We start from the raw sequence: 18,723 nt of genomic DNA, 5'->3' as shown, positions 1-18,723 counted from the left end.
AAAGGCCGAGTCTAACGGGGTGGAGGTGTACGAATGCGCCCGTGGGCCGCTCTCCGGCTCTCAGGTGAGATACGCCGGGGCCGCCACGGGCAACGTAAATCGGAACTCGGCGCCGCCCTGGGTGCCGCGGCCGACCGTGATGGTGCCGCCGTGGGCCTCGACGATGCCCTTGACGATGTAGAGCCCGAGGCCCGTGCCGCCGCGCTTGCTGCCCCGCCAGAAGCGGGTGAAGACGCGGTTCATGGACTCCTCCGGGATGCCGGGCCCCTCGTCGCTCACCGTGACCGACGTGCCGGTGTCCTCGTCCTCGCGGGGGGACTCCGTGGCCGTGATGTCAATCGTGACGGTTCCCTCGCCGTGCCGCACCGCATTTTCCAGCAGGTTGCTCAGCACCTGGTCGATCTTGTCGGGGTCGGCCCACAGCGAGGGCAGCGGCTGCTCGATCCTGAGCAGGAACCGGTCGGCGGGCTGTCCGGCGGCGACGTACGCCTGGATGTGCCGTCCCACGGCCGCGCCGATGTCGACGGGCTGGCGCCGCACCTCAAGCCGTCCGCTGTCGATCCGCGAGATGTCCAGCAGCTCGGCGATGAGCCGGGTGACCCGGTCGGCGTCGGCGTCGACGGTCTCCAGCATCAGCCGCTTCTGGTCGTCGGTGAACCGTTCCCACTTGGCGAGGAGCGTGGCGGTGAAGCCCTTGACGGAGGTCAGGGGCGACCTGAGTTCATGGGCCACGGTCGCTATCAGCTCCGCGTGGCTGCGCTCGGTGCGGCGGCGGGCCTCGGTGTCGCGCAGCGTGACGACGACACGGCGGACCGGGCCGGTGGGTTCACCGCGGACGTACCGGGCCGATACGAGGACCTCGCGTCCACCGGGGAGCAGCAGATTCCGCTCCGGCTGCCGCCGCCGGATGGCGAGCCCGCCGTACGGGTCGGTCAGCTGCCACCAGCGCCGCCCTTCCAGGTCCTCTAACGGCAGCGCCTTCTCCAGCCGCTGCCCGAGGGCGTCCCGGGCGGGGACGGCGGTGATGCGTTCGGCGGCGGCGTTGAAGCAGATGACCTGGCCGTGCTCGTCGGCGACGACGAGGCCGTCGGGCAGTTGGTCGGGGTCGATGCCGAGCTCGGCGAGATCACCGTGCCGGGGCGCGGGTGCGCGCCGCGCGTCCCGTGATCCCCGTGCCCTGCTCGTGCCGACACTCATTCCCCGCAAACCCACCCTTCAGACGGCGCAGGTGGCCCCCGAGCTGGTCACCCTACTAGCTGTCAGTGACGGAACGGCACCCTGTGGAGGCGCGCTGTGCACGGGCCGACGCATACAGACATACGGCGGCCGCGGTGGCGAGGTTCAGGCTCTCGGCCTTCCCGTGGATCGGCACGCGCACGACCGCGTCCGCGAGTGCACGGGTCTCCTCCGGAAGCCCCCATGCCTCGTTCCCGAACACCCAGGCGGTCGGCCCGCCCATGGTTCCCTTGTCGAGCTCGTCGTCCAGGTCGTCGCTCCCGGCCCCGTCGGCGGCGAGGATCCGCACCCCGGCCCGCTTGAGCCCCTCGACCGCGTCCTCGACCGGGACGCCGACGGCGACGGGCAGATGGAACAGCGAGCCCACGGAGGCCCGTACGGCCTTGGGGTTGTAGAGGTCGACGGACGCGTCGGTCAGTACGACGGCCTCGGCGCCGGCGGCGTCGGCGCACCGCAGCACGGTCCCGGCATTCCCGGGGTCGCGCACGTTGGCGAGTACGGCCACCAGCTTCGGTTCGGCGGCCAGGATCTCCGCGAAGGGCGTGTCGATGAACCGGCAGATCCCGACGAGCCCCTGTGGCGTGACGGTCGTCGAGATGTCGGCGATCACGTCGTCGGCCGCGAGATGCACCCGGGCGCCGGTGGCTCGCGCCTCGCCGATGATGTCGGCGTACCGATCGGCGGCCTCGACCGTCGCGAACAGCTCGACCAGCGTGTCCCCGTAGGCCGCCGCCTCACGCACGGCCTGCGGCCCCTCGGCCAGGAACAGCCGCTCCTTGCCCCGGAAGTTCCGCCGGGCGAGCCGCCGAGCGGCCAAGACACGGGGGGAACGGGGGGAGATCAGCTCGGGGCTGGCGGAGGGCATGGGGCTCACTTTCGGAAAACTACACAACAGGACCCGCAAGCCCTCAGGCCTGCGGGTCCCTCATGTCACGTCGGCTCAGAGCCGGTGCGGCGTCACGCGGCCTTCGGGGCGTTGACGTCGGCCGGAAGGGCCTTCTGCGCAACCTCGACCAGCGCGGCGAACGCGGTGGCGTCGTTGACGGCCAGCTCGGCCAGGATCTTGCGGTCGACCTCGACGTTGGCGGCCTTCAGACCCTGGATGAAGCGGTTGTACGTGATGCCGTTGGCGCGGGCAGCGGCGTTGATGCGCTGGATCCACAGCTGGCGGAAGTCACCCTTGCGCTTCTTGCGGTCGTTGTAGTTGTAGACCAGCGAGTGGGTGACCTGCTCCTTGGCCTTGCGGTACAGGCGCGAACGCTGACCGCGGTAGCCGGAGGCCTGCTCGAGGATCGCCCGGCGCTTCTTGTGGGCGTTGACTGCCCGCTTGACGCGTGCCACTTGTTAACTCCTTGTAGCGGGGCCGTGGTTGGACTCACACGGCCCGGAAACGATTGGGTCCCGGTCCAGACGTACGGCGCTCGGCGATCGAATGATCAGGCGCCGCTCACGTCACTTGCCGAGAAGCTTCTTGATCTTCGCGGCGTCGCCCGGGGCCATCTCGGCGTTGCCGGTCAGGCGACGCGTCACGCGGGACGACTTGTGCTCGAGCAGGTGGCGCTTGCCGGCGCGCTCACGGAGCACCTTGCCGGAGCCGGTGACCTTGAAGCGCTTGCTGGCACCGCTGTGCGACTTGTTCTTCGGCATAGCGCCGTTCTCTCCTCGTCGGTGGCGCTCCGGTGCCCGGTCGCGAAACCGGGCACGGTGGAGCGTCGTTCGTGTTTCGGTTACATCCTGGGGACTTGCGTCCCCCGGGATCACGCCTCGGCGGAAGCCTCGGCAGGTGCCTCGGTCTCCACGGCGTTCTCGGTCTCCGCGGCGTTCTGCGACTTGCCGGGGTTGGCCTTCGCTTCTGCCTTGCGGGCTTCCTGCGCCTGGCGGGCCTCGGCCATCGCCTCGGTCTTCTTCTTGTGCGGACCGAGGACCATGATCATGTTTCGGCCGTCCTGCTTCGGGTTCGACTCCACGAAGCCGAGGTCCTGGACGTCCTCCGCGAGACGCTGCAGCAGTCGGTAGCCCAGTTCGGGCCGGGACTGCTCGCGACCACGGAACATGATCGTGATCTTGACCTTGTCGCCCTGCTTGAGGAACCGGACGACGTGACCCTTCTTGGTGTCATAGTCGTGCGGGTCGATCTTCGGCCGGAGCTTCATCTCCTTGATGACCGTGTGCGCCTGGTTCTTGCGCGCCTCACGGGCCTTCATGGCCGACTCGTACTTGAACTTCCCGTAGTCCATGAGCTTGCACACGGGCGGACGGGCGTTCGCCGCGACCTCGACCAGGTCCAGGTCGTACTCCTGCGCAAGCTCCAGTGCCTTGGCCAGCGGGACAATGCCCACCTGCTCGCCACTGGGACCGACAAGTCGCACCTCGGGAACGCGAATCCGGTCGTTGATGCGGGGCTCGGCGCTGATGGATCCTCCTCGGTTAGCACCACACGGCGGTCTGGCGGACAGCCGCGTATGTCTCTTTCGTCAGACCTAACCGCGCCAGAGCATGAAAAATGCCCCGGACGATCACAGGCGGGGCTCCAATGCACTACCGGAGCACCGCCGCGATGACGCGGGGCGCGCTTTCGGGCGACTCCATCGTCCGTACGGAACGATGGTGGCCGCCTGACCGGGGTGACCTGCCGTCCCGGAGGACAGTCAGGTGGGAGATCGGAGCCTCCACTTGTGGGCCGGACACGTGAGCGTCCAGCCGGTCGTCACACAAGGTTAGCAGCAACCCGGGGGTGGTGCTAACCGGCCTGCTCCGGGCCCTATCGTGTGGGGCATGAGTGACACCCCTCCTGAGTCCCCCGAGTCCCCCGCCGACTTCGACGCCATGACCCGCGACATCGCCGAGGTCCCCGCCGTCGAGGTGATCGTGACGGTCGCCGTCAACCTGATGAGCGCCGCCGCGGTGAAGCTCGGGCTGACCGAGGAGGGCGACAAGTACAAGGACCTGGACGAGGCCCGCAAGCTGATCCACGCTCTGGCCGGCCTGCTGGACGGCAGCGCGACCGAGATCAGCTCCTTCCACGCGGCGCCGCTGCGCGACGGCCTGAAGTCGCTGCAGCTGGCGTTCCGCGAGGCGTCCCTCGTCCCGGACGAGCCGGGCCAGGGGCCGGGTGAGAAGTACACGGGCCCGGTCTACGGCTAGGTCCGGGTAGTAAAACAACTAGCCACGTACGTACAAGGGCTCGCCCGGCGGCGTCGCCCCGGCCGGCAGCAGTGCCAGGTCGAGGCCGCGCACCAGGCGGGCCCTCAGTGTTTCGTCGGCGGCGAGGCGCCGAGCGACTGCGTGGACGCTCGCGTCGTTCGGCATTCCGGGATAGAGGACCAGGGCGAGAGTGCCGTCGCCCTGCCCAGGGCCGAGATAGGCCCGCTCCACCGCGCCCACGGCAGCGACGGCATCACGTACCGATTCCACGACCGCGGGATCGGCCAGCGGGTCGGTCGTCGTGCGGCCCTCGGCGAGTGCGAGCAGCGCGGAGCCGGTCAGTTCGAACGGCACCGGACCGGCCAGGTCCAGCACCACCGTGTCCGCCTTCTCGTGCGCGGCGGCCTGCAGTGCCTGGTGCAGGGGTACGGCGACGGGGCGGGCCGCCGGATCCCAGCGGGCCAGGGAGTCGGTGGAGGTGAAGGCCGGCAGGGCGGTGCGGGACCCGGCCTTGAGGGTCGGTACGGCCATGTCGCTGGTCTTCTCGCGGCGCAGCCCGTTCTCGTCCTCCTCTACCTCACCGAGGACGGCCACCACGGGGACGAGCAGCCGGGCGCCCTTGAGTGCCTCCAGGACGGGGCCCACAGCGGTGCGGTCCTCGGCCCAGGCGGTGAGCGCGGCACTGAGCCGGGGGTCGGCGGTGCCGTCGTCGTCGGAGAAGCCGGAGTCGGGAATGTTCTTGTTCGCCACGGTCACCGACCCTATCGGGCGGATATCGGGGGGATGCTGCTGGGCTTGTGCGGCCCCGGAAACCGCTGGTTCACAGGGTTCACGGCTTTCTCAGATTTCCCTGACACACATCTAACCTCGGGCTAACGGAGCGCACAGTCGCCGCCTCCAGCATCGCGGGATGGAGTCCCCCAGAGCCCGCCGCAGCCGCCGCGTTCGTCCGTCCAGGACGCGCATCCTGCTCCACGCCGCCCTCGCCGTCGTGGCCGTGGTCGGTGGTACGGCCGCCGGGACCGTGTATGTGAAGGCTCGGGCGCACTCCGGTGCGAGCCCCGTATCGTCGTCGGCGACGGCGTCGGCCTCCACCTCGGCCACGGCGGACGGGGAGGATGCGGTGGAACCTGTGGCGGAGCCGGCGGTGGACTATGACGCGCTGCTGGCAAAGGCCCTGAAGCCGGTGTCCGTCGAGGACGGCGCGAAGGTGTCGGTGGCGGTGCTCGACCTGGACTCGGGCGGGAGCGCCTCGTACGGGGACGGCGCGTTCGACACGGCCAGCATCGTCAAGGTCGACATCCTGGCGGCGCTGCTGCTCCAGGCGCAGGACGCGGACCGGCACCTCACGGCGAGCGAGAAGTCGTACGCCACCACGATGATCGAGAACAGTGACAACACCGCCGCGTCCGCCCTGTGGCGGACCATCGGCAAGGCGCAGGGGCTGGACGCCGCGAACGAGCGGCTGGGGCTCACGGACACCGTCGGCGGTGACGGCATGCTGTGGGGGCTGACCCAGACCACGGCCGCAGATCAACTCACGCTGCTGCGGCAGGTGTTCGGGGACGACTCGGAGCTGAGTGAGGCCTCACGGACGTATCTGCAGGCGCTGATGGGACAGATCGAGGCCGACCAGCACTGGGGTGTTTCGGCGGCGGCCGACGGCTCCCGGTGGGCGCTGAAGAACGGCTGGCTCCCCCGCAGCACGACCGGGCTGTGGGACATCAACAGCATCGGGCGGGTGACGGCCGACGGCCGCGACCACCTGGTGGCCGTGCTGTCCAAGGGCAACTCGACGCAGGCGAAGGGGATTTCGCTGGTCGATTCGGCGGCGAGGGCGGCGGTTTCGGCGCTGGCGGACGCTTCGTCCTCGTCCGCCTCACCCTCCGCGTCCGTCTCGGAGTGACGGGCCGACGGTCTCAGAAGCCGTCGAAGCGCGGGCGGCGGCCGCGCCACACGAAGACCGCCGCGACGAGCAGTGCCACGCCGAGGCCGCCCGCGAGCGGAGCCGCCCAACCGCTGGTGTCGTCACCGGACGTGGACTCGTCCGGGCCGGGGCCGAAGTACTTGTCGCCGTACGACACCGCCTGCAGGCCCTCGGGCTTGACACGGCCGGCGGCCTTGATCGCGGCGGCCGGGTCGATCATGCCGAACCCGCGGGAGTCGTCGCGACCGCCGGCGGGAGGGTTGCGGGCGGTGTCCTCGAGGAGCTGCTTGATCTGGGCGGGGGCCAGTCCGGGGTGGGCTGCCTTGATGAGGGCGACCGCGCCCGAGACGAAGGCCGAGGCGGCGCTGGTCCCCCAGCCCTCGTAGTACTTGTGGTCGGGGTCGGCGATGACGATCTTGTCGCCGGGGGCGCTGACGGTGGCGTACCACCGGCGGGTGGAGAACGAGGCGCGGATGCCGAAGCGGTCGACGGCCGTCGCGGCGATGACGCCCGGGTAGGCCGCCGGGTAGGAGACATGGTCGCCCTTGTCGCCGCCGTTGCCGGCCGAGGCGACGACGGTCACGTTCTTCTTCAGGGCGTACTGGACGGCCTCGTCCTCGGCGGGTTCGGGGTGGGCGGAGGCGGAGTCGTCGCCGAGGGAGAGGTTGATGACGTCGGCGCCGTGGTCGGTGGCCCAGCGGATGCCTTCCGCGAGGGCGTTGCCGCGGGTGGAGCGGGCCTTGCCGCGGGCGGTGTCGCCGTCTTCGAGGATCACCCGCACCGGCAGGATCTTCGCCTCGGGGGCGATGCCCATGACGCCGTCGGCGTCGCCGGGGCCGTGTCCGTGCCCGGCGATGATGCCGGCCATGGCGGTGCCGTGCCGGGCCCATGCCCGGTCGCCCTGCTGCGCCCCGAAGCCGATCATGTCCTTGGCGGGCAGGACGTTGCCGACGAGGTCGGGGTGGTCGGCCTCGACGCCGGTGTCGAGGACGGCGACGGTGATGCCCTTGCCCTTGGTGGTCTGCCAGACCTGCTGGGTGTGCATGGCGTCGAGGGCCCACTGCTGGGCGCGGATGCCGTCGGCGTGCGCGACGGTGGACGGCACCAGGGCTAGGGAGGCGGCGAGGAGGACGCTGAGCGCTCCCACGCGGCGCTTTCCGCTCCAGGGCTTCACGAGGGGTTCTCCGTGGGCGAGGTGACGTCTTTGCGCAGGGCCCGTTCGATGCGGTCGGCGAGGCCCTCGGCCTCGTTGCCGAGGCCTGCCTGGGCGGGGGCCGCGGTGGCGCCGGTCTGGGTGGCCTGCTCGGCGGCGACCGGGGTGTCGACGGTGCGGCCGTCGGCCCAGCCGGAGACGGCGTAGACGACGACGGGGGCGTCGGTGAGGACGGAGACGGTCCAGGAGGCGCGCTGCTTGCTGCCGAAGCGGGCGGCAGCGGTGTTCTTCGCGGCGTAAGGGAGGGGCATGAGGTCGGTGCGGGTGCCCAGGCTCTGGCTCTGGAAGCGTTTGGCGAGGGAGTTCATGGATGCGGTGTCGGCCTCGGTGAAGAGGAGGCCGACGGTGGTGACGAAGCTCTGGGTGGCGTCGGTGTAGGTGGCACGGAGCAGCCGCCGGCAGCCGACCGGTGCGAGGGCCTTCTTCAGCAGCGGGTCGAAGGCGTCCTTGCATCCGCTGTCGGGGGCGACGGCGATGCGGGTCCAGGTCCGGTCGGCGCCGCCAGGGCCGGCGCCCGTCCCCTGCACGGTGCGCGGGAACAACCGGTCCACGGGCACGTTGTGCCACAGATCCCCGGCCGCGGCGAACGTGTCCTGCCCGCCGTCGTCCCCGGAGTCCCCGACCAGCCAACTCCCGGTCACGGCCCCACCGATGAGCCCGAGCCCGAGCACGACGCAGGCGGCGACGGCGGCAGTACGCGAGCGCACCCGCCCGCCCAGCGGCCGCGGCCTGGCCCGCTCGTCATACCCCTCGGGCTCCCCGAACGACACCACGGGCCGTCCGCTCCCGAACCCGCCACCGGGCACACCAGGAGCACTCCAGGAAAGCGCCGGGTCGGGCCCCCCGCTCAGGCCTTCCACCCGCGTGCCCGGCAGGGGCGGCATGGGCGGCGACTGCGAGCCGTGGCCGGAGCTCGGCCGGGTGGACGGCATGGGAGGCGTGGCCGCGCCGGGGCGGCCGACCGGAGCAGCGGGAGTTGAGCTCGACGGGGCAGGCGGCATCGCCGTGGACGAGCCGGGCCCACGGGTCGGTACAGCGGGGGCAGCAGCCGGGCGCGGCGGCGCCGAAGCCGCACTCGGCCGCCCGTCCGCCGACGGCGGGGTGCTGCCGGACGACTGCGCGGCAGCACCAGGGCGGGAAGCCGATCGGGCAGGCGGCATCGACACGGACGAGCCGGGCCCACGGGTCGGTACGGCGGGGGCACCGGCCGGGCGGGGCGGCGGCGTGGCCGCGTCCGCCGATGGCGGGGTGCTGCCGGGACGGCCGGACGGCTGCGCGACAGCACCGGGACGGCCAGGAGGCATGGGCCCGGCGGTCGAGCCGGGGTGCCGTGGCGCACCGGTGGGAGCCGGCGGCGTGGTCGAACCGGCAGGGGTCTCCGCCGGACGGGCAGGAGGCACGGACGCAGAGGCCGGCTCAGACCGTCGCGACGCCTCAGCAGACGGCGAGGACTGCGGCGCCCCAGGCCGCCTACCCGAACCAGCCGAAGCATCCGGACGCGGCGGAACCGCCGAGCCAGCGCCCGAAGCCACACGCGCGGAGGGCATACGGCCATCAGCCGCATCACCACGCCGCCGCGGGTCGGCGGACGGCGCGCCCGAGCCCGACGCAGCAGACGAACCCGACCCTGAAACCACACGCCCAGAAGGCATACGACCAGCAGCCGAATCACCACTCCGCCGCGGGTCGGCGGACGGCGCCGCCGATCGCGTACCCGGACCGGCCGGAGCGTCCGAAGTGGTCGGGGTCACCGGCGGGATCGGGCGCAGGCGTGTGGTGGATTCCTGGGAGGTTTCCGCGGGGGCGTTCGTGGTGCCGGGCGGCGGGGTGGGGCGGTGGCTGGGTCGTGGTGGTACGGCTGTGCCGGGTGCGGTCGCGCTGGCGCCGTTGCCGGTGCCTTCCTCACGGCCGGCCCCCGGAGGGGTGTCCGGGAAGCGGGCCGAGGCCGGGGGCGGGGGCGGGGGGCTCGACCAGGACTCGCCCCCCGCGACACCGTCCCGATTCGGTTCGGGCTCGGCGGACGAGTCGGGGCTCGGCTCGGCGTTCGCCCCCGTGGAGGGCGTGCGGTGGCCGAACGCCTCGAAGCGTTCGGAGCCTCGCCACGGGGACCACACCCCGCCGTAGGCCGTTTCGGCGTCCTGCGGCCGGCCGACCGTCGGAGGCTTGGGTGGGCGCGGCGGAATGGAGGCGTGCTGCGCTTCCGTGCTCATGCGCCCCCCGTTTCCTCGCGCCCGGGCCGTCTACCTGTACGCGGGCCGTCGTCCTTGCGCTCAACCGGTCGACGCCGGGCCAGTCCGTCCCGGGCACGCATACCCGTACGAGCCGACCGGCATCCGGATGCATGTGCAACGGTCGCCGATCCGCCGTACGTGGCGTCACTCTACGGGCTGCACCTGGCAGAACGGGAACCAGTCCACGAGCACGGGGCATCTGCCCGGAACGTCCCCCTACCCTGCGGTAATCCTGTCTGGCAGGCTTCGTTCATGACTGCGCGCGCCGCCGACAGGGTCCGTTACGACCGGGCCACCGCCCATCTCGACGCCCCTCTCGCCATCGTGGACCTGGATGCCTTCGACGCCAACGCGGACGATCTCGTGCGCCGCGCGGGCGGCAAGCCGATCCGGGTCGCCAGCAAGTCCGTCCGCTGCCGGGCCCTGCTGGAGCGGGTCCTGGCGAGAGAAGGGTTCGCGGGCATCATGTCCTTCACCCTCGCCGAGTCCCTCTGGCTGGCGCGCGGCGGCTTCGACGACATCCTGCTCGCCTATCCGTCCGCGGACCGCGCCCGCTTCGCCGAGCTGGCCTCCGACCCCAAGCTCGCCGCCGCGGTGACCGTCATGATCGACGACCCCGCACAGCTGAGGTTCATCGACGAGGCCCGCGACGGCGGGCGTGAGGTCATCCGGGTCTGCCTGGAGTTGGACACCTCTCTGAAGCTGTTCGGGGGGCGGGTGCGCGTCGGGGCGCGGCGCTCGCCGCTGCACTCGCCCGCCCAGGTCGCCGACATGGCCCGGCTCGTGGCCGGGCGCCAGGGCTTCAAGGTCGTGGGGATCATGGCGTACGAGGGCCATGTCGCGGGCGTCGGTGACTCCGTCGCCGGGCGGCCGCTGCGGTCCCGTGCCGTGCGGCTCATGCAGGCGACGGCCCGCCGGGAGCTCGCCGAGCGGCGCGGCGAGGTGGTGCGTGCGGTGCGGGCCGTCGTACCGGATCTGGAGTTCGTCAACGGCGGCGGCACCGGGAGTGTGCAGCACACCGCCGCCGAGGAGGCCGTCACCGAGATCGGCGCCGGCTCGGGGCTGTACGTGCCCCGGCTGTTCGACAACTACACGTCGTTCAGCGGACGTCCGGCGGCCCTGTTCGCCCAGCCCGTCGTACGCCGGCCGGGGGTCGGGGTCGTCACGGTCCTCGGCGGCGGATACCCGGCCTCCGGTGCTGCCGGAAGCGACCGGCTGCCCGTCCCGCACCTGCCCGAGGGGCTGCGCTACGACCCCCAGGAGGGGCCCGGCGAGGTGCAGACCCCGCTGCTCGGCTCCCCCGCCGACGATCTGCTGATCGGTGACAAGGTGTGGTTCCGGCACGCCAAGGCCGGTGAGCTGTGCGAGCGCTTCGACGTGCTGCATCTGATCGAGGGCGATGCGGTGACGGCGACCGTCCCGACCTACCGCGGGGAAGGTCACACCTTCCTGTAGCGGACCAGCCGGTGCACGACCGGTCCATGCCGGTCAGTACACGGTGTCCGGTTGGTCCGGGACGACGAAGCCGTCGTCCCGCAGGAGGGCATCCTTGGCGCCGTCGGACGCGTTGTGGGCCTTGGTCGAGCACGGGTACGGCTCCGGCCTGCGCGGCAGGGGTTCGATGAACATGGGGTTGATCAGCCAGCGGCCGTCGGCGTTGTCGTAGGCCCGGCACATCAGTTCCGGCTTGTTGCGGTTGAGGACGAGGTGCGCGCCGGTCGCGTCGCCGACGAAGGTGACGTCGGTGTCGGCGTCCCCGGCGGCGAGGGCCGGGCGCCGCGGCCATGGCTGCCGTTGCCAGGCCGCGGCGCCATCGACGCCGTAGATCTCCTGGTTGATCCAGCAGCGTTTGCCGTCGATGTACGGGATCGCCGTGCCGCGGGTCGCGGGTACGTTGCCGCAGCCCTGGTTGCTGGGCGTGATGCGGCCGCGGCGGTCGAGGAGGGAGCGGATGGCGATGGTGTGGGCGGCGTCGATGCCGATGGCCCGGGACCAGACCTCCGTGATGGGTTCGGAGCCCGCGGAGACGATGTAGACGTCGAATCCGGCCCGTTGGAGGGTGTGGATGAGGTCGCGCTGCTGGTCGTAGTAGCGGACGTAGGCGGGGACGGTGTGGGTGCCGAGGGTGCGGGTGGCGCCGATGGGGGCCGCCAGGGCTTCGGTGCGGGCCCGGCGGGCGTAGGAGGCGAGTTCGGCGGGGGTGCGGCCGGCGAAGAGCTGAGGGATCCAGGCGTACTGCGGGACGGTGCGGCGGTGGTTCCAGGTGCCGGCGAAGGCGGGGGCGCCGCTCGCGGTGGTGGCGTTCTCGCGGATGTCGAGGATCTCGTCCGTGCAGCGGGGGTTGGTCGAGGTGCGCAGGGGTTCGGGGGTACCGGTGCCGCAGGCCTCGGCCAGGGCGCGGTCGGCGGCGTCCGTGAGCCAGGGGCTGGTGTTCTTCCAGCTTGCGGGGCGCAGGAGTCCGTCGTGCCTGAGGGACCAGGAGAGGGTGGCGTCGGTGACGTCGTTCTTGGTGACGGTGTTGTCCCAGTCGAAGACGGCGACCGGGTGGCCGCCGGCTCCCGAGCAGGTTCCGCGCTCGTCGATCACCTGCTGGAGGCGGGCGCGGTTGTCGCCGTACCAAGTGCCGGTCAGGCGCGGGCAGTTCGGGTGCGGGGAGACGGGGGGTGCGGTGGGCGCGGCCGCCAGGGCGGCGGCCGCGGCCAGGGTCCACGCGAGAAGGTGTCGCATACGCGTGGACCGTACCGTTTCGTCCCTACAGGGGCGTGACGTACGCGCCCGCGATTCCGCCGTCCACCAGGAAGTCGGTGGCGTTGACGAAGGAGGAGTCGTCGCTGGCCAGGAAGGCGACGGCGGCGGCGATCTCCTCGGCCTCGGCGAACCGGCCGACGGGGATGTGGACCAGGCGGCGGGCGGCCCGCTCGGGGTCCTTCGCGAACAGCTCCTGGAGGAGCGGGGTGTTGACCGGGCCCGGGCAGAGGGCGTTCACGCGGATGCCCTCGCGGGCGAACTGCACGCCCAGCTCGCGGGACATGGCGAGCACGCCGCCCTTGGAGGCCGTGTAGGAGATCTGGGAGGTGGCGGCACCCATCCGCGCCACGAAGGACGCCGTGTTGATGATGGAGCCCTTGCCCTGCTGCCGCATGTAGGGGATGGCGGCCTTGCAGCACAGGTAGACAGAGGTGAGGTTGACCTCCTGGACGCGCTTCCAGGCCTCCAGGCCGGTCTCCAGGATGGAGTCGTCGTCGGGCGGGGAGATGCCCGCGTTGTTGAAGGCGATGTCGACGCTGCCGTAGGTGTCGAAGGCCGTCTTGAAGAGGGCCTCGACCTGCTCGGGGTCGGTGACGTCGACCTTCACGAAGGTCCCGCCGACCTCCTCGGCGGCCGCCTTGCCGCGGGCCTCGTCGACGTCGCCGCAGACGACGTGCGCGCCCTCGGAGGCGAGCCGGCGCACGGTGGCGAGGCCGATGCCGCTGCCGGCTCCGGTGATGACGGCGGTACGCCCGACCAGGCGTCGGCAAACAGGGGTGTCGGTCACTGTGCGGGGCCTTCCGTGCTGATGAAGACGTTCTTGGTTTCGGTGAAGGCGGTCAGGGCGTCCGGGCCGAGCTCGCGGCCCAGTCCGGACTGCTTGTAGCCGCCGAAGGGGGTCCAGTAGCGGACGCTGGAGTGGGAGTTGACGGAGAGGTTGCCCGCCTTGACCGCCTGGGAGACGCGCAGGGCGCGGCCCAGGTCGCGGGTCCACAGGGAGCCGGCGAGGCCGTACGGGGTGCCGTTGGCGAGGCGGATCGCGTCGGCCTCGTCGGTGAAGGGCAGCAGGACGGCGACCGGGCCGAAGATCTCCTCGCGTGCCGCCTCGGAGTCGTGCCGCTCGCCGGTGAGGACGGTCGGCGGGAACCAGAAGCCGGGCCCCTCGGGGGCGCTGCCCCGCAGGGCCGGGGCCTCCTCCGGCACCAACGACCGTACCCGCTCCAGCTGTTGACGGCTGATCAGCGGACCCATCTGGGTCTTCTCATCGGCGGGGTCGCCCACCACGACGGACGCCAGCGCGTCGGCGAGCAGTTCGCGGACCTCGTCGTAGACGGACTCCTGGACCAGGATCCGGGTGCGGGCGCAGCAGTCCTGGCCGGAGTTGTCCAGGAAGGAGAAGGGGTCGACGGCGGTCCCCAGGTCGGCGTCGGCGAAGACGATGTTGGGGCTCTTGCCGCCGAGTTCGAGGGTGACCGGCTTGACCAGGCGGGCGCAGCGCTCCATGATCTCGCGGCCGGTGCGGGTGGAACCGGTGAACACGATCTTCGCCACGTCGGGGTGGTCGACGAGGGCACGTCCTGCGATGCGGCCGTGGCCCGGGACGACCTGGAAAAGGTGCTCCGGCAGGCCCGCCTCCAGGGCGAGCTCGGCCAGGCGCAGGGCCGTCAGCGGGGTGGTCTCGGCGGGCTTGAGGACGACCGCGTTGCCCGCGGCGAGGGCCGGGAAGGAGCCCCAGGCGGCGATGGGCATGGGGAAGTTCCACGGGGCGATGACGCCGACCACGCCGAGCGGTTCCTGGAAGGTGACGTCCCAGCCACCGGTCACGGGGATCTGCTTGCCGAGGAGGCGTTCGGCGCCGCCCGCGGAGTACAGCAGGAGGTCGCGGGCGTTGCCGGCCTCCCAGCGGGCGTTGCCGAGGACGTGGCCCGCCTCACGGACCTCCAGCTGGGCCAGCTCCTCGACGTGCGCGTCGACGACGTCGGCGAAGCGGCGCAGCAGCCGGGCCCGGTCTGCGGGTGCGGCGGCCGCCCAGGTCCGCTGGGCGGCCGCCGCGCGGGCGACAGCGCGGTCCACCTCGGCCGCGTCGGCGGCGGGGACGGTGGCGACCACCTCCTCGGTGGCGGGGTTAAGGACGACGAGTTCGTGCTCGGCAGACAACAGGGGCCTCACATGCGTTCGAAGGAGCGGCGCAGCTCCCAGTCGGTCACCGCGGCGTCGAAGGCCTCGAGCTCGACGCGCGCCATGTTGCGGTAGTGCGCGACGACCTCGTCGCCGAAGGCGGCCTTGGCGATCGGGCTGTTCTCCCACAGCTCGGCGGCCTCGCGCAGAGTGGTCGGGACGTGCTCGTACTCGGCGGTGTACGCGTTCCCCGGACAGGGCTCGGGAAGCTCCAGCTTCTGCTCGATGCCGTACAGCCCGGCCGCCACCAGCCCGGCGACGGCGAGGTGCGGGTTGACGTCACCGCCGGGCAGCCGGTTCTCGAACCGCAGGGACCGCCCGTGACCCACGACCCGCAACGCGCAGGTGCGGTTGTCGTGGCCCCAGGCCACGGCGGTCGGCGCGAACGAACCCGGCTGGAACCGCTTGTAGGAGTTGATGTTGGGGGCGTAGAGGAGGGAGAAGTCGCGCAGCGCGGCCAGCTGTCCCGCCAGGAAGTACCGCATGACGTCGGACATGCCGTCCGGACCGGCCATCGCGTTGTTCCCGGCCGCGTCCGCCAGCGAGAGGTGGATGTGGCAGGAGTTGCCCTCCCGCTCGTTGAACTTGGCCATGAAGGTGATCGACACGCCCTCCTGGGCGGCGATCTCCTTGGTGCCGGTCTTGTAGATCGCGTGCTGGTCGCAGGTGACGAGGGCGTCGTCGTAGCGGAAGGCGATCTCGTGCTGGCCGGGGTTGCACTCGCCCTTGGCGGACTCGACGGTGAGGCCGGCGCCCGCCATCTCGTTGCGGATACGGCGCAGCAGGGGCTCGATACGGCCCGTCCCCAGCACCGAGTAGTCGATGTTGTACTGGTTGGCTGGCGTCAGCCCTCTGTAGTTGGCGTCCCAGGCCTGCTCGTAGGTGTCCTTGAAGACGATGAACTCCAGCTCGGTGCCGACCTGGGCGGTGAAACCGTGCTCGGCGAGGCGCTCCAGCTGGCGGCGCAGGATCTGCCGCGGGGCGGCGACCACGGGCGAGCCGTCGTTCCAGGCCAGGTCGGCGATCAGCATGGCGGTGCCGGCGTTCCAGGGCACCCGGCGCAGGGTGCGCAGGTCCGGATGCATGGCGAAGTCGCCGTAGCCGCGCTCCCAGGAGGACATCGCGTATCCGTCGACCGTGTTCATCTCGGTGTCGACGGCGAGGAGGTAGTTGCAGCCCTCGGTGCCGTGGTGGAGGACCTCGTCGAGGAAGAAACGTGCGGCGAACCGCTTGCCCTGGAGCCGACCTTGCATGTCGGGGAAGGCCAGGACGACAGTGTCGATCTCACCGCTCGCGACGAGGGCATGCAGCTCCTCGACGCTGAGCGGGGGTGTGCGGTCTGCCACGGGAGAGCTCCTTCGGCTTCTGCTCGCTTTTTCGACCGGGCCGGAAGCCATAAGGTATTGCGGAGAACCATTGCTTGGGAAGGGGGTGCGGCGGGATGTCGCTGGATCCGGACGGCAGCCTGGAGGACCGGTTGACACCGGTACTGCGGCCGGTGCGGGCGGGCAACGGCTTCGAGGAGGCACTGGAGCAGATCTTGCAGGTCGTACGGCTGGGCCTGGTGCCGGGGGGCGAGCGGCTGCCCGCCGAGCGGGAGCTGGCGGAGCGGCTCGGGATCAGCCGGGTGACGCTGCGCGAGGTGCTGAAGGTGCTGCAGGACCAGGGTCTGGTGGAGTCCCGGCGCGGACGCTACGGCGGCACGTTCGTCCTGCCCCGCGCGGACGCCGGCGGCGAGGACGAGCTGCGGCGCCGCATCACCGAGGTCGACATCGAGGACGTCCTGCGTTTCCGCGAGGTCCTGGAGGTGGGGGCGGCGGGGCTGTGCGCGACGCACGGCCTGGGCAAGGAGCAGGCGGACCGGCTGCGCGAGGCCCTGGCCCGCACGGGCGACGCACCGCTCGCCGACTACCGGCGGCTGGACACGATGCTGCATCTGACCCTGGCGGAGCTGTGCGGATCGCCGACGCTGACCGCGCAGTACGCGGCGGTGCGGGCGACGGTGAACGACCTGCTCGACTGCATCCCCCTCCTGGTCCGCAACCTGGAGCACTCGCAGCGACAGCACGTCGCGCTGGTGGAGGCGGTCCTGGACGGGGACGCGGACGGGGCGCGGGAGATGATGCGGGAGCACTGCGCGGGGACGGCGGCGCTGCTCAGAGGGTTCCTGGCGTGAGGGACGGGGGCGTTGGAGGCCTTGCCTTCGAGGGCACCTCTCGACAAAGGTATGAATACAATCCTTTGCGGGACCGGGAGGACGCATGGCGGAGCCGCTGATCGGCATCAGTACGTATCTGGAGGCCGGGGCGCGCTGGGGCGTGTGGGAGCTGGAGGCCGCGCTGCTGCCGGCCGGCTATCCGCGGCTGGTGCAGCGGGCGGGCGGACTGGCCGCGATGCTGCCGCCGGACGCGCCGGAGCACGCCTCGGCGACCGTCGCACGCCTCGACGGTCTGGTGATCGCGGGCGGCCCGGACGTCGAGCCGGTCCATTACGGCGCGGAGCCCCACCCCCGGACGGGCCCGCCGGCCCGCGCCCGGGACGCCTGGGAACTGGCGCTGATCGACGCGGCTCTGGCCGCCCGGATCCCCCTGCTGGGCATCTGCCGGGGCATGCAGCTCCTGAACGTCGCCCTGGGCGGCACGCTGGTCCAGCACATCGACGGCCACGCCGAGATCGTCGGCGTCTTCGGCCACCACCCGGTCAAGCCGGTGCCCGGCACGCGGTACGCCGCAGCCGTGCCCGAGGAGACGTCCGTACCGACCTATCACCACCAGGCCGTCGACCACCTCGGCACCGGCCTGATCCCCTCGGCCCACGCGGCGGACGGGACGGTGGAGGCGCTGGAACTGCCGTCCGCCGACGGCTGGGTGCTGGGCGTGCAGTGGCATCCGGAGATGGGCGACGACCTGCGGGTGATGCGGGCGCTGGTGGAGGCGGCTTCGGAGTCTTCCGCTACGGGTTCTTCCGCTACGGGTTCTTCGGCTCCGAGGCCTTCAGCCGTCTCCTGAGCCAGGCGAGGGCGGCATCGCCCTGGGCGCGCTGGAAGGCGCGCAGGGTGGGGAGGCCTGGTGGGGCGGGCAGCAGGGAGTGCTCCACGAAGTACCCGGCCAGTGCGGCGAGCGCGGCGGTGACGCCGTCCGGATCCGCGTCCCGGCCCAGCGGATGTGCCGTGAACACCTCCTCCGGGTCCGGACCGCCCTGGGCCCGCACGCACGGCAGCATGACCAGCAGGTCGAACCACGGTGCGGCGCGCACCGCGTGCGGCCAGTCGACGAAGACGACGCGGTCCTCCGCGGTGAGCAGCATGTTGTCGGCGCGCAGGTCGGCGTGGGCGAGGGTGTCGCCGGACGCGGCCTGAGGCCAGTCCGCGGAGATGTCGGCGAGGCGGGACAATTGAGAGAAGGTCCAGGCGTCGAGCCGTCCGCGGACCTCTAGCTCCGGCCGCGCCCGCAGTCGCTGCCAGCCGGAGAAGTCGTCGACGAGCGCCTCGGCCACGGGCGGGGCGTCCACCGGGGACGGGGTGAGGGTACGGCCGAGCTCTCCCACGGCGTCGAGGACGCGCCGCAACTCCCGCTCCCGCCAGGGGACATGGGGCTGGCGGCCGGGGATCTCCTCCAGGACCAGGGCGACCCAGGTGCCGTCGTCGTAGGTGCCGAGGAGACGGGGAGCGGGGGCGGTGGGCGGGAGGGCGGCGGTGTGGCGGGCCTCGGTGCGGTGCAGGGTGGGGCTGTGCGGGTTGGTGTCCGCGCTCACCGCCTTGACGAAGGCTCGGCGGCCGGCGGCGGTTCGGATGCGGGCGGCTGTGCCTGGGGAGAATCCGCCGGGCTGTGTGACGGCGTGGACGACGGGGGTGCCGTCGAGCATGTCTGCGACGGCGTTGCGCACGGTGGGCGGGAGTGCCTCCCAGGGTGTGCGGACGCCTGCGGCGGGCGGGGCGGGGGTGATCATGCGGTTCATGGTGCGGGCCGGCGGCGCCCGCACGCCAGGGGTTTTCGCCCCCGCCGCCCCTTCCCGTCCCGTCCCTGGGGGCTCCGCCCCCAGACCCC

17 protein-coding genes and 1 pseudogene are annotated in these 18,723 nt (G+C 71.9%); 5 read left to right on the top strand and 13 right to left on the bottom strand.

Features of this window, described 5'->3' with window-relative positions:
• Nucleotides 1–60: 60 nt before the first annotated feature.
• The 5 genes and pseudogenes from ACWDAG_RS22415 to infC form a co-directional block, all read right to left on the bottom strand.
• The gene (locus ACWDAG_RS22415) at nt 61–1,197 is read right to left on the bottom strand and encodes an ATP-binding protein (RefSeq protein WP_450697318.1); all 1,137 of its coding nucleotides are present in this window, start codon (nt 1,195–1,197) and stop codon (nt 61–63) included.
• Between the two features lie 55 nt (nt 1,198–1,252).
• Nucleotides 1,253–2,101, bottom strand: a complete 849-nt coding sequence (locus tag ACWDAG_RS22410; RefSeq protein WP_450697317.1) for a TrmH family RNA methyltransferase — start codon at nt 2,099–2,101, stop codon at nt 1,253–1,255.
• A 92-nt stretch (nt 2,102–2,193) separates the two neighbouring features.
• Nucleotides 2,194–2,577, bottom strand: a complete 384-nt coding sequence (rplT, locus tag ACWDAG_RS22405; protein ID WP_004933571.1) for a 50S ribosomal protein L20 — start codon at nt 2,575–2,577, stop codon at nt 2,194–2,196.
• A gap of 111 nt (nt 2,578–2,688) precedes the next feature.
• The gene (rpmI, locus tag ACWDAG_RS22400) at nt 2,689–2,883 is read right to left on the bottom strand and encodes a 50S ribosomal protein L35 (RefSeq protein WP_004933563.1); all 195 of its coding nucleotides are present in this window, start codon (nt 2,881–2,883) and stop codon (nt 2,689–2,691) included.
• 110 nt (nt 2,884–2,993) lie between these two features.
• Nucleotides 2,994–3,675 (bottom strand): annotated as a pseudogene (infC, locus tag ACWDAG_RS22395) (translation initiation factor IF-3).
• 336 nt (nt 3,676–4,011) lie between these two features.
• On the opposite strand from infC, the gene ACWDAG_RS22390 reads away from it, so the two are divergent.
• Nucleotides 4,012–4,380, top strand: a complete 369-nt coding sequence (locus tag ACWDAG_RS22390) for a DUF1844 domain-containing protein (protein WP_450697316.1) — start codon at nt 4,012–4,014, stop codon at nt 4,378–4,380.
• Between the two features lie 18 nt (nt 4,381–4,398).
• On the opposite strand, the gene ACWDAG_RS22385 is transcribed toward ACWDAG_RS22390, so the two are convergent.
• Nucleotides 4,399–5,130, bottom strand: coding sequence for an SseB family protein (locus tag ACWDAG_RS22385; RefSeq protein ID WP_450697315.1), 732 nt, complete (start codon nt 5,128–5,130; stop codon nt 4,399–4,401).
• 160 nt (nt 5,131–5,290) lie between these two features.
• On the opposite strand from ACWDAG_RS22385, the gene ACWDAG_RS22380 reads away from it, so the two are divergent.
• Nucleotides 5,291–6,286, top strand: coding sequence for a serine hydrolase (locus ACWDAG_RS22380; RefSeq protein WP_450697314.1), 996 nt, complete (start codon nt 5,291–5,293; stop codon nt 6,284–6,286).
• 13 nt (nt 6,287–6,299) lie between these two features.
• On the opposite strand, the gene mycP is transcribed toward ACWDAG_RS22380, so the two are convergent.
• Nucleotides 6,300–7,481, bottom strand: coding sequence for a type VII secretion-associated serine protease mycosin (mycP, locus tag ACWDAG_RS22375; protein ID WP_450697313.1), 1,182 nt, complete (start codon nt 7,479–7,481; stop codon nt 6,300–6,302).
• The gene (locus ACWDAG_RS22370; protein WP_450697312.1) at nt 7,478–8,293 is read right to left on the bottom strand and encodes a hypothetical protein; all 816 of its coding nucleotides are present in this window, start codon (nt 8,291–8,293) and stop codon (nt 7,478–7,480) included. Before ACWDAG_RS22370 ends, mycP begins: the two co-directional genes overlap by 4 nt.
• Before the next feature lie 1,710 nt (nt 8,294–10,003).
• Between ACWDAG_RS22370 and ACWDAG_RS22365 the strand changes: the two genes are divergently transcribed.
• Nucleotides 10,004–11,206: an amino acid deaminase/aldolase gene (locus tag ACWDAG_RS22365; protein WP_450697311.1), complete on the top strand. Its 1,203-nt coding sequence runs from the start codon at nt 10,004–10,006 to the stop codon at nt 11,204–11,206.
• 33 nt (nt 11,207–11,239) lie between these two features.
• Here the strand turns inward: ACWDAG_RS22365 and ACWDAG_RS22360 are convergent, their stop codons facing one another.
• The 4 genes from ACWDAG_RS22360 to ACWDAG_RS22345 are packed head-to-tail and all read right to left on the bottom strand — an operon-like array spanning nt 11,240 to nt 16,023.
• Nucleotides 11,240–12,478: a haloacid dehalogenase-like hydrolase gene (locus tag ACWDAG_RS22360; RefSeq protein ID WP_450697310.1), complete on the bottom strand. Its 1,239-nt coding sequence runs from the start codon at nt 12,476–12,478 to the stop codon at nt 11,240–11,242.
• A 25-nt stretch (nt 12,479–12,503) separates the two neighbouring features.
• Nucleotides 12,504–13,286, bottom strand: a complete 783-nt coding sequence (locus tag ACWDAG_RS22355; protein ID WP_450697309.1) for a 3-oxoacyl-ACP reductase — start codon at nt 13,284–13,286, stop codon at nt 12,504–12,506.
• Nucleotides 13,283–14,656 carry an aldehyde dehydrogenase family protein gene (locus ACWDAG_RS22350; RefSeq protein WP_450697308.1) on the bottom strand — a complete coding sequence of 458 codons (1,374 nt, stop codon included), beginning with the start codon at nt 14,654–14,656 and terminating at the stop codon, nt 13,283–13,285. Before ACWDAG_RS22350 ends, ACWDAG_RS22355 begins: the two co-directional genes overlap by 4 nt.
• A gap of 8 nt (nt 14,657–14,664) precedes the next feature.
• On the bottom strand, nt 14,665–16,023 hold the full coding sequence (locus ACWDAG_RS22345; RefSeq protein ID WP_450697307.1) for a glutamine synthetase family protein: 1,359 nt from the start codon (nt 16,021–16,023) through the stop codon (nt 14,665–14,667).
• A 95-nt stretch (nt 16,024–16,118) separates the two neighbouring features.
• Between ACWDAG_RS22345 and ACWDAG_RS22340 the strand changes: the two genes are divergently transcribed.
• Nucleotides 16,119–16,853 carry a FadR/GntR family transcriptional regulator gene (locus ACWDAG_RS22340; protein WP_450697306.1) on the top strand — a complete coding sequence of 245 codons (735 nt, stop codon included), beginning with the start codon at nt 16,119–16,121 and terminating at the stop codon, nt 16,851–16,853.
• A gap of 85 nt (nt 16,854–16,938) precedes the next feature.
• Entirely contained in the window at nt 16,939–17,685 is a 747-nt protein-coding gene (locus ACWDAG_RS22335; protein WP_450697305.1) for a gamma-glutamyl-gamma-aminobutyrate hydrolase family protein, read from the top strand.
• Here ACWDAG_RS22335 and ACWDAG_RS22330 read toward each other — a convergent pair.
• Nucleotides 17,645–18,625, bottom strand: a complete 981-nt coding sequence (locus tag ACWDAG_RS22330) for a phosphotransferase (protein WP_450697304.1) — start codon at nt 18,623–18,625, stop codon at nt 17,645–17,647. The genes ACWDAG_RS22335 and ACWDAG_RS22330 overlap by 41 nt on opposite strands.
• Between the last annotated feature and the right edge of the window lie 98 nt (nt 18,626–18,723).

This window comes from Streptomyces sp. NPDC001157, assembly GCF_053598255.1.
Note: the sequence above shows the minus strand (reverse complement) of the source record. Positions and strands in the feature narration are given on the sequence as shown.

What these genes read in the sequence shown, in the direction of transcription:
- ACWDAG_RS22340 (WP_450697306.1), top strand. Translation starts at nt 16,119, where the DNA reads ATGTCGCTGGATCCGGACGGCAGCCTGGAGGACCGGTTGACACCGGTA.
- ACWDAG_RS22380 (WP_450697314.1), top strand. Translation starts at nt 5,291, where the DNA reads ATGGAGTCCCCCAGAGCCCGCCGCAGCCGCCGCGTTCGTCCGTCCAGG.
- ACWDAG_RS22365 (WP_450697311.1), top strand. Translation starts at nt 10,004, where the DNA reads ATGACTGCGCGCGCCGCCGACAGGGTCCGTTACGACCGGGCCACCGCC.
- ACWDAG_RS22410 (WP_450697317.1), bottom strand. Translation starts at nt 2,101, where the DNA reads ATGCCCTCCGCCAGCCCCGAGCTGATCTCCCCCCGTTCCCCCCGTGTC.
- rpmI (WP_004933563.1), bottom strand. Translation starts at nt 2,883, where the DNA reads ATGCCGAAGAACAAGTCGCACAGCGGTGCCAGCAAGCGCTTCAAGGTC.
- ACWDAG_RS22335 (WP_450697305.1), top strand. Translation starts at nt 16,939, where the DNA reads ATGGCGGAGCCGCTGATCGGCATCAGTACGTATCTGGAGGCCGGGGCG.
- ACWDAG_RS22415 (WP_450697318.1), bottom strand. Translation starts at nt 1,197, where the DNA reads ATGAGTGTCGGCACGAGCAGGGCACGGGGATCACGGGACGCGCGGCGC.
- ACWDAG_RS22330 (WP_450697304.1), bottom strand. Translation starts at nt 18,625, where the DNA reads ATGATCACCCCCGCCCCGCCCGCCGCAGGCGTCCGCACACCCTGGGAG.
- ACWDAG_RS22390 (WP_450697316.1), top strand. Translation starts at nt 4,012, where the DNA reads ATGAGTGACACCCCTCCTGAGTCCCCCGAGTCCCCCGCCGACTTCGAC.
- ACWDAG_RS22360 (WP_450697310.1), bottom strand. Translation starts at nt 12,478, where the DNA reads ATGCGACACCTTCTCGCGTGGACCCTGGCCGCGGCCGCCGCCCTGGCG.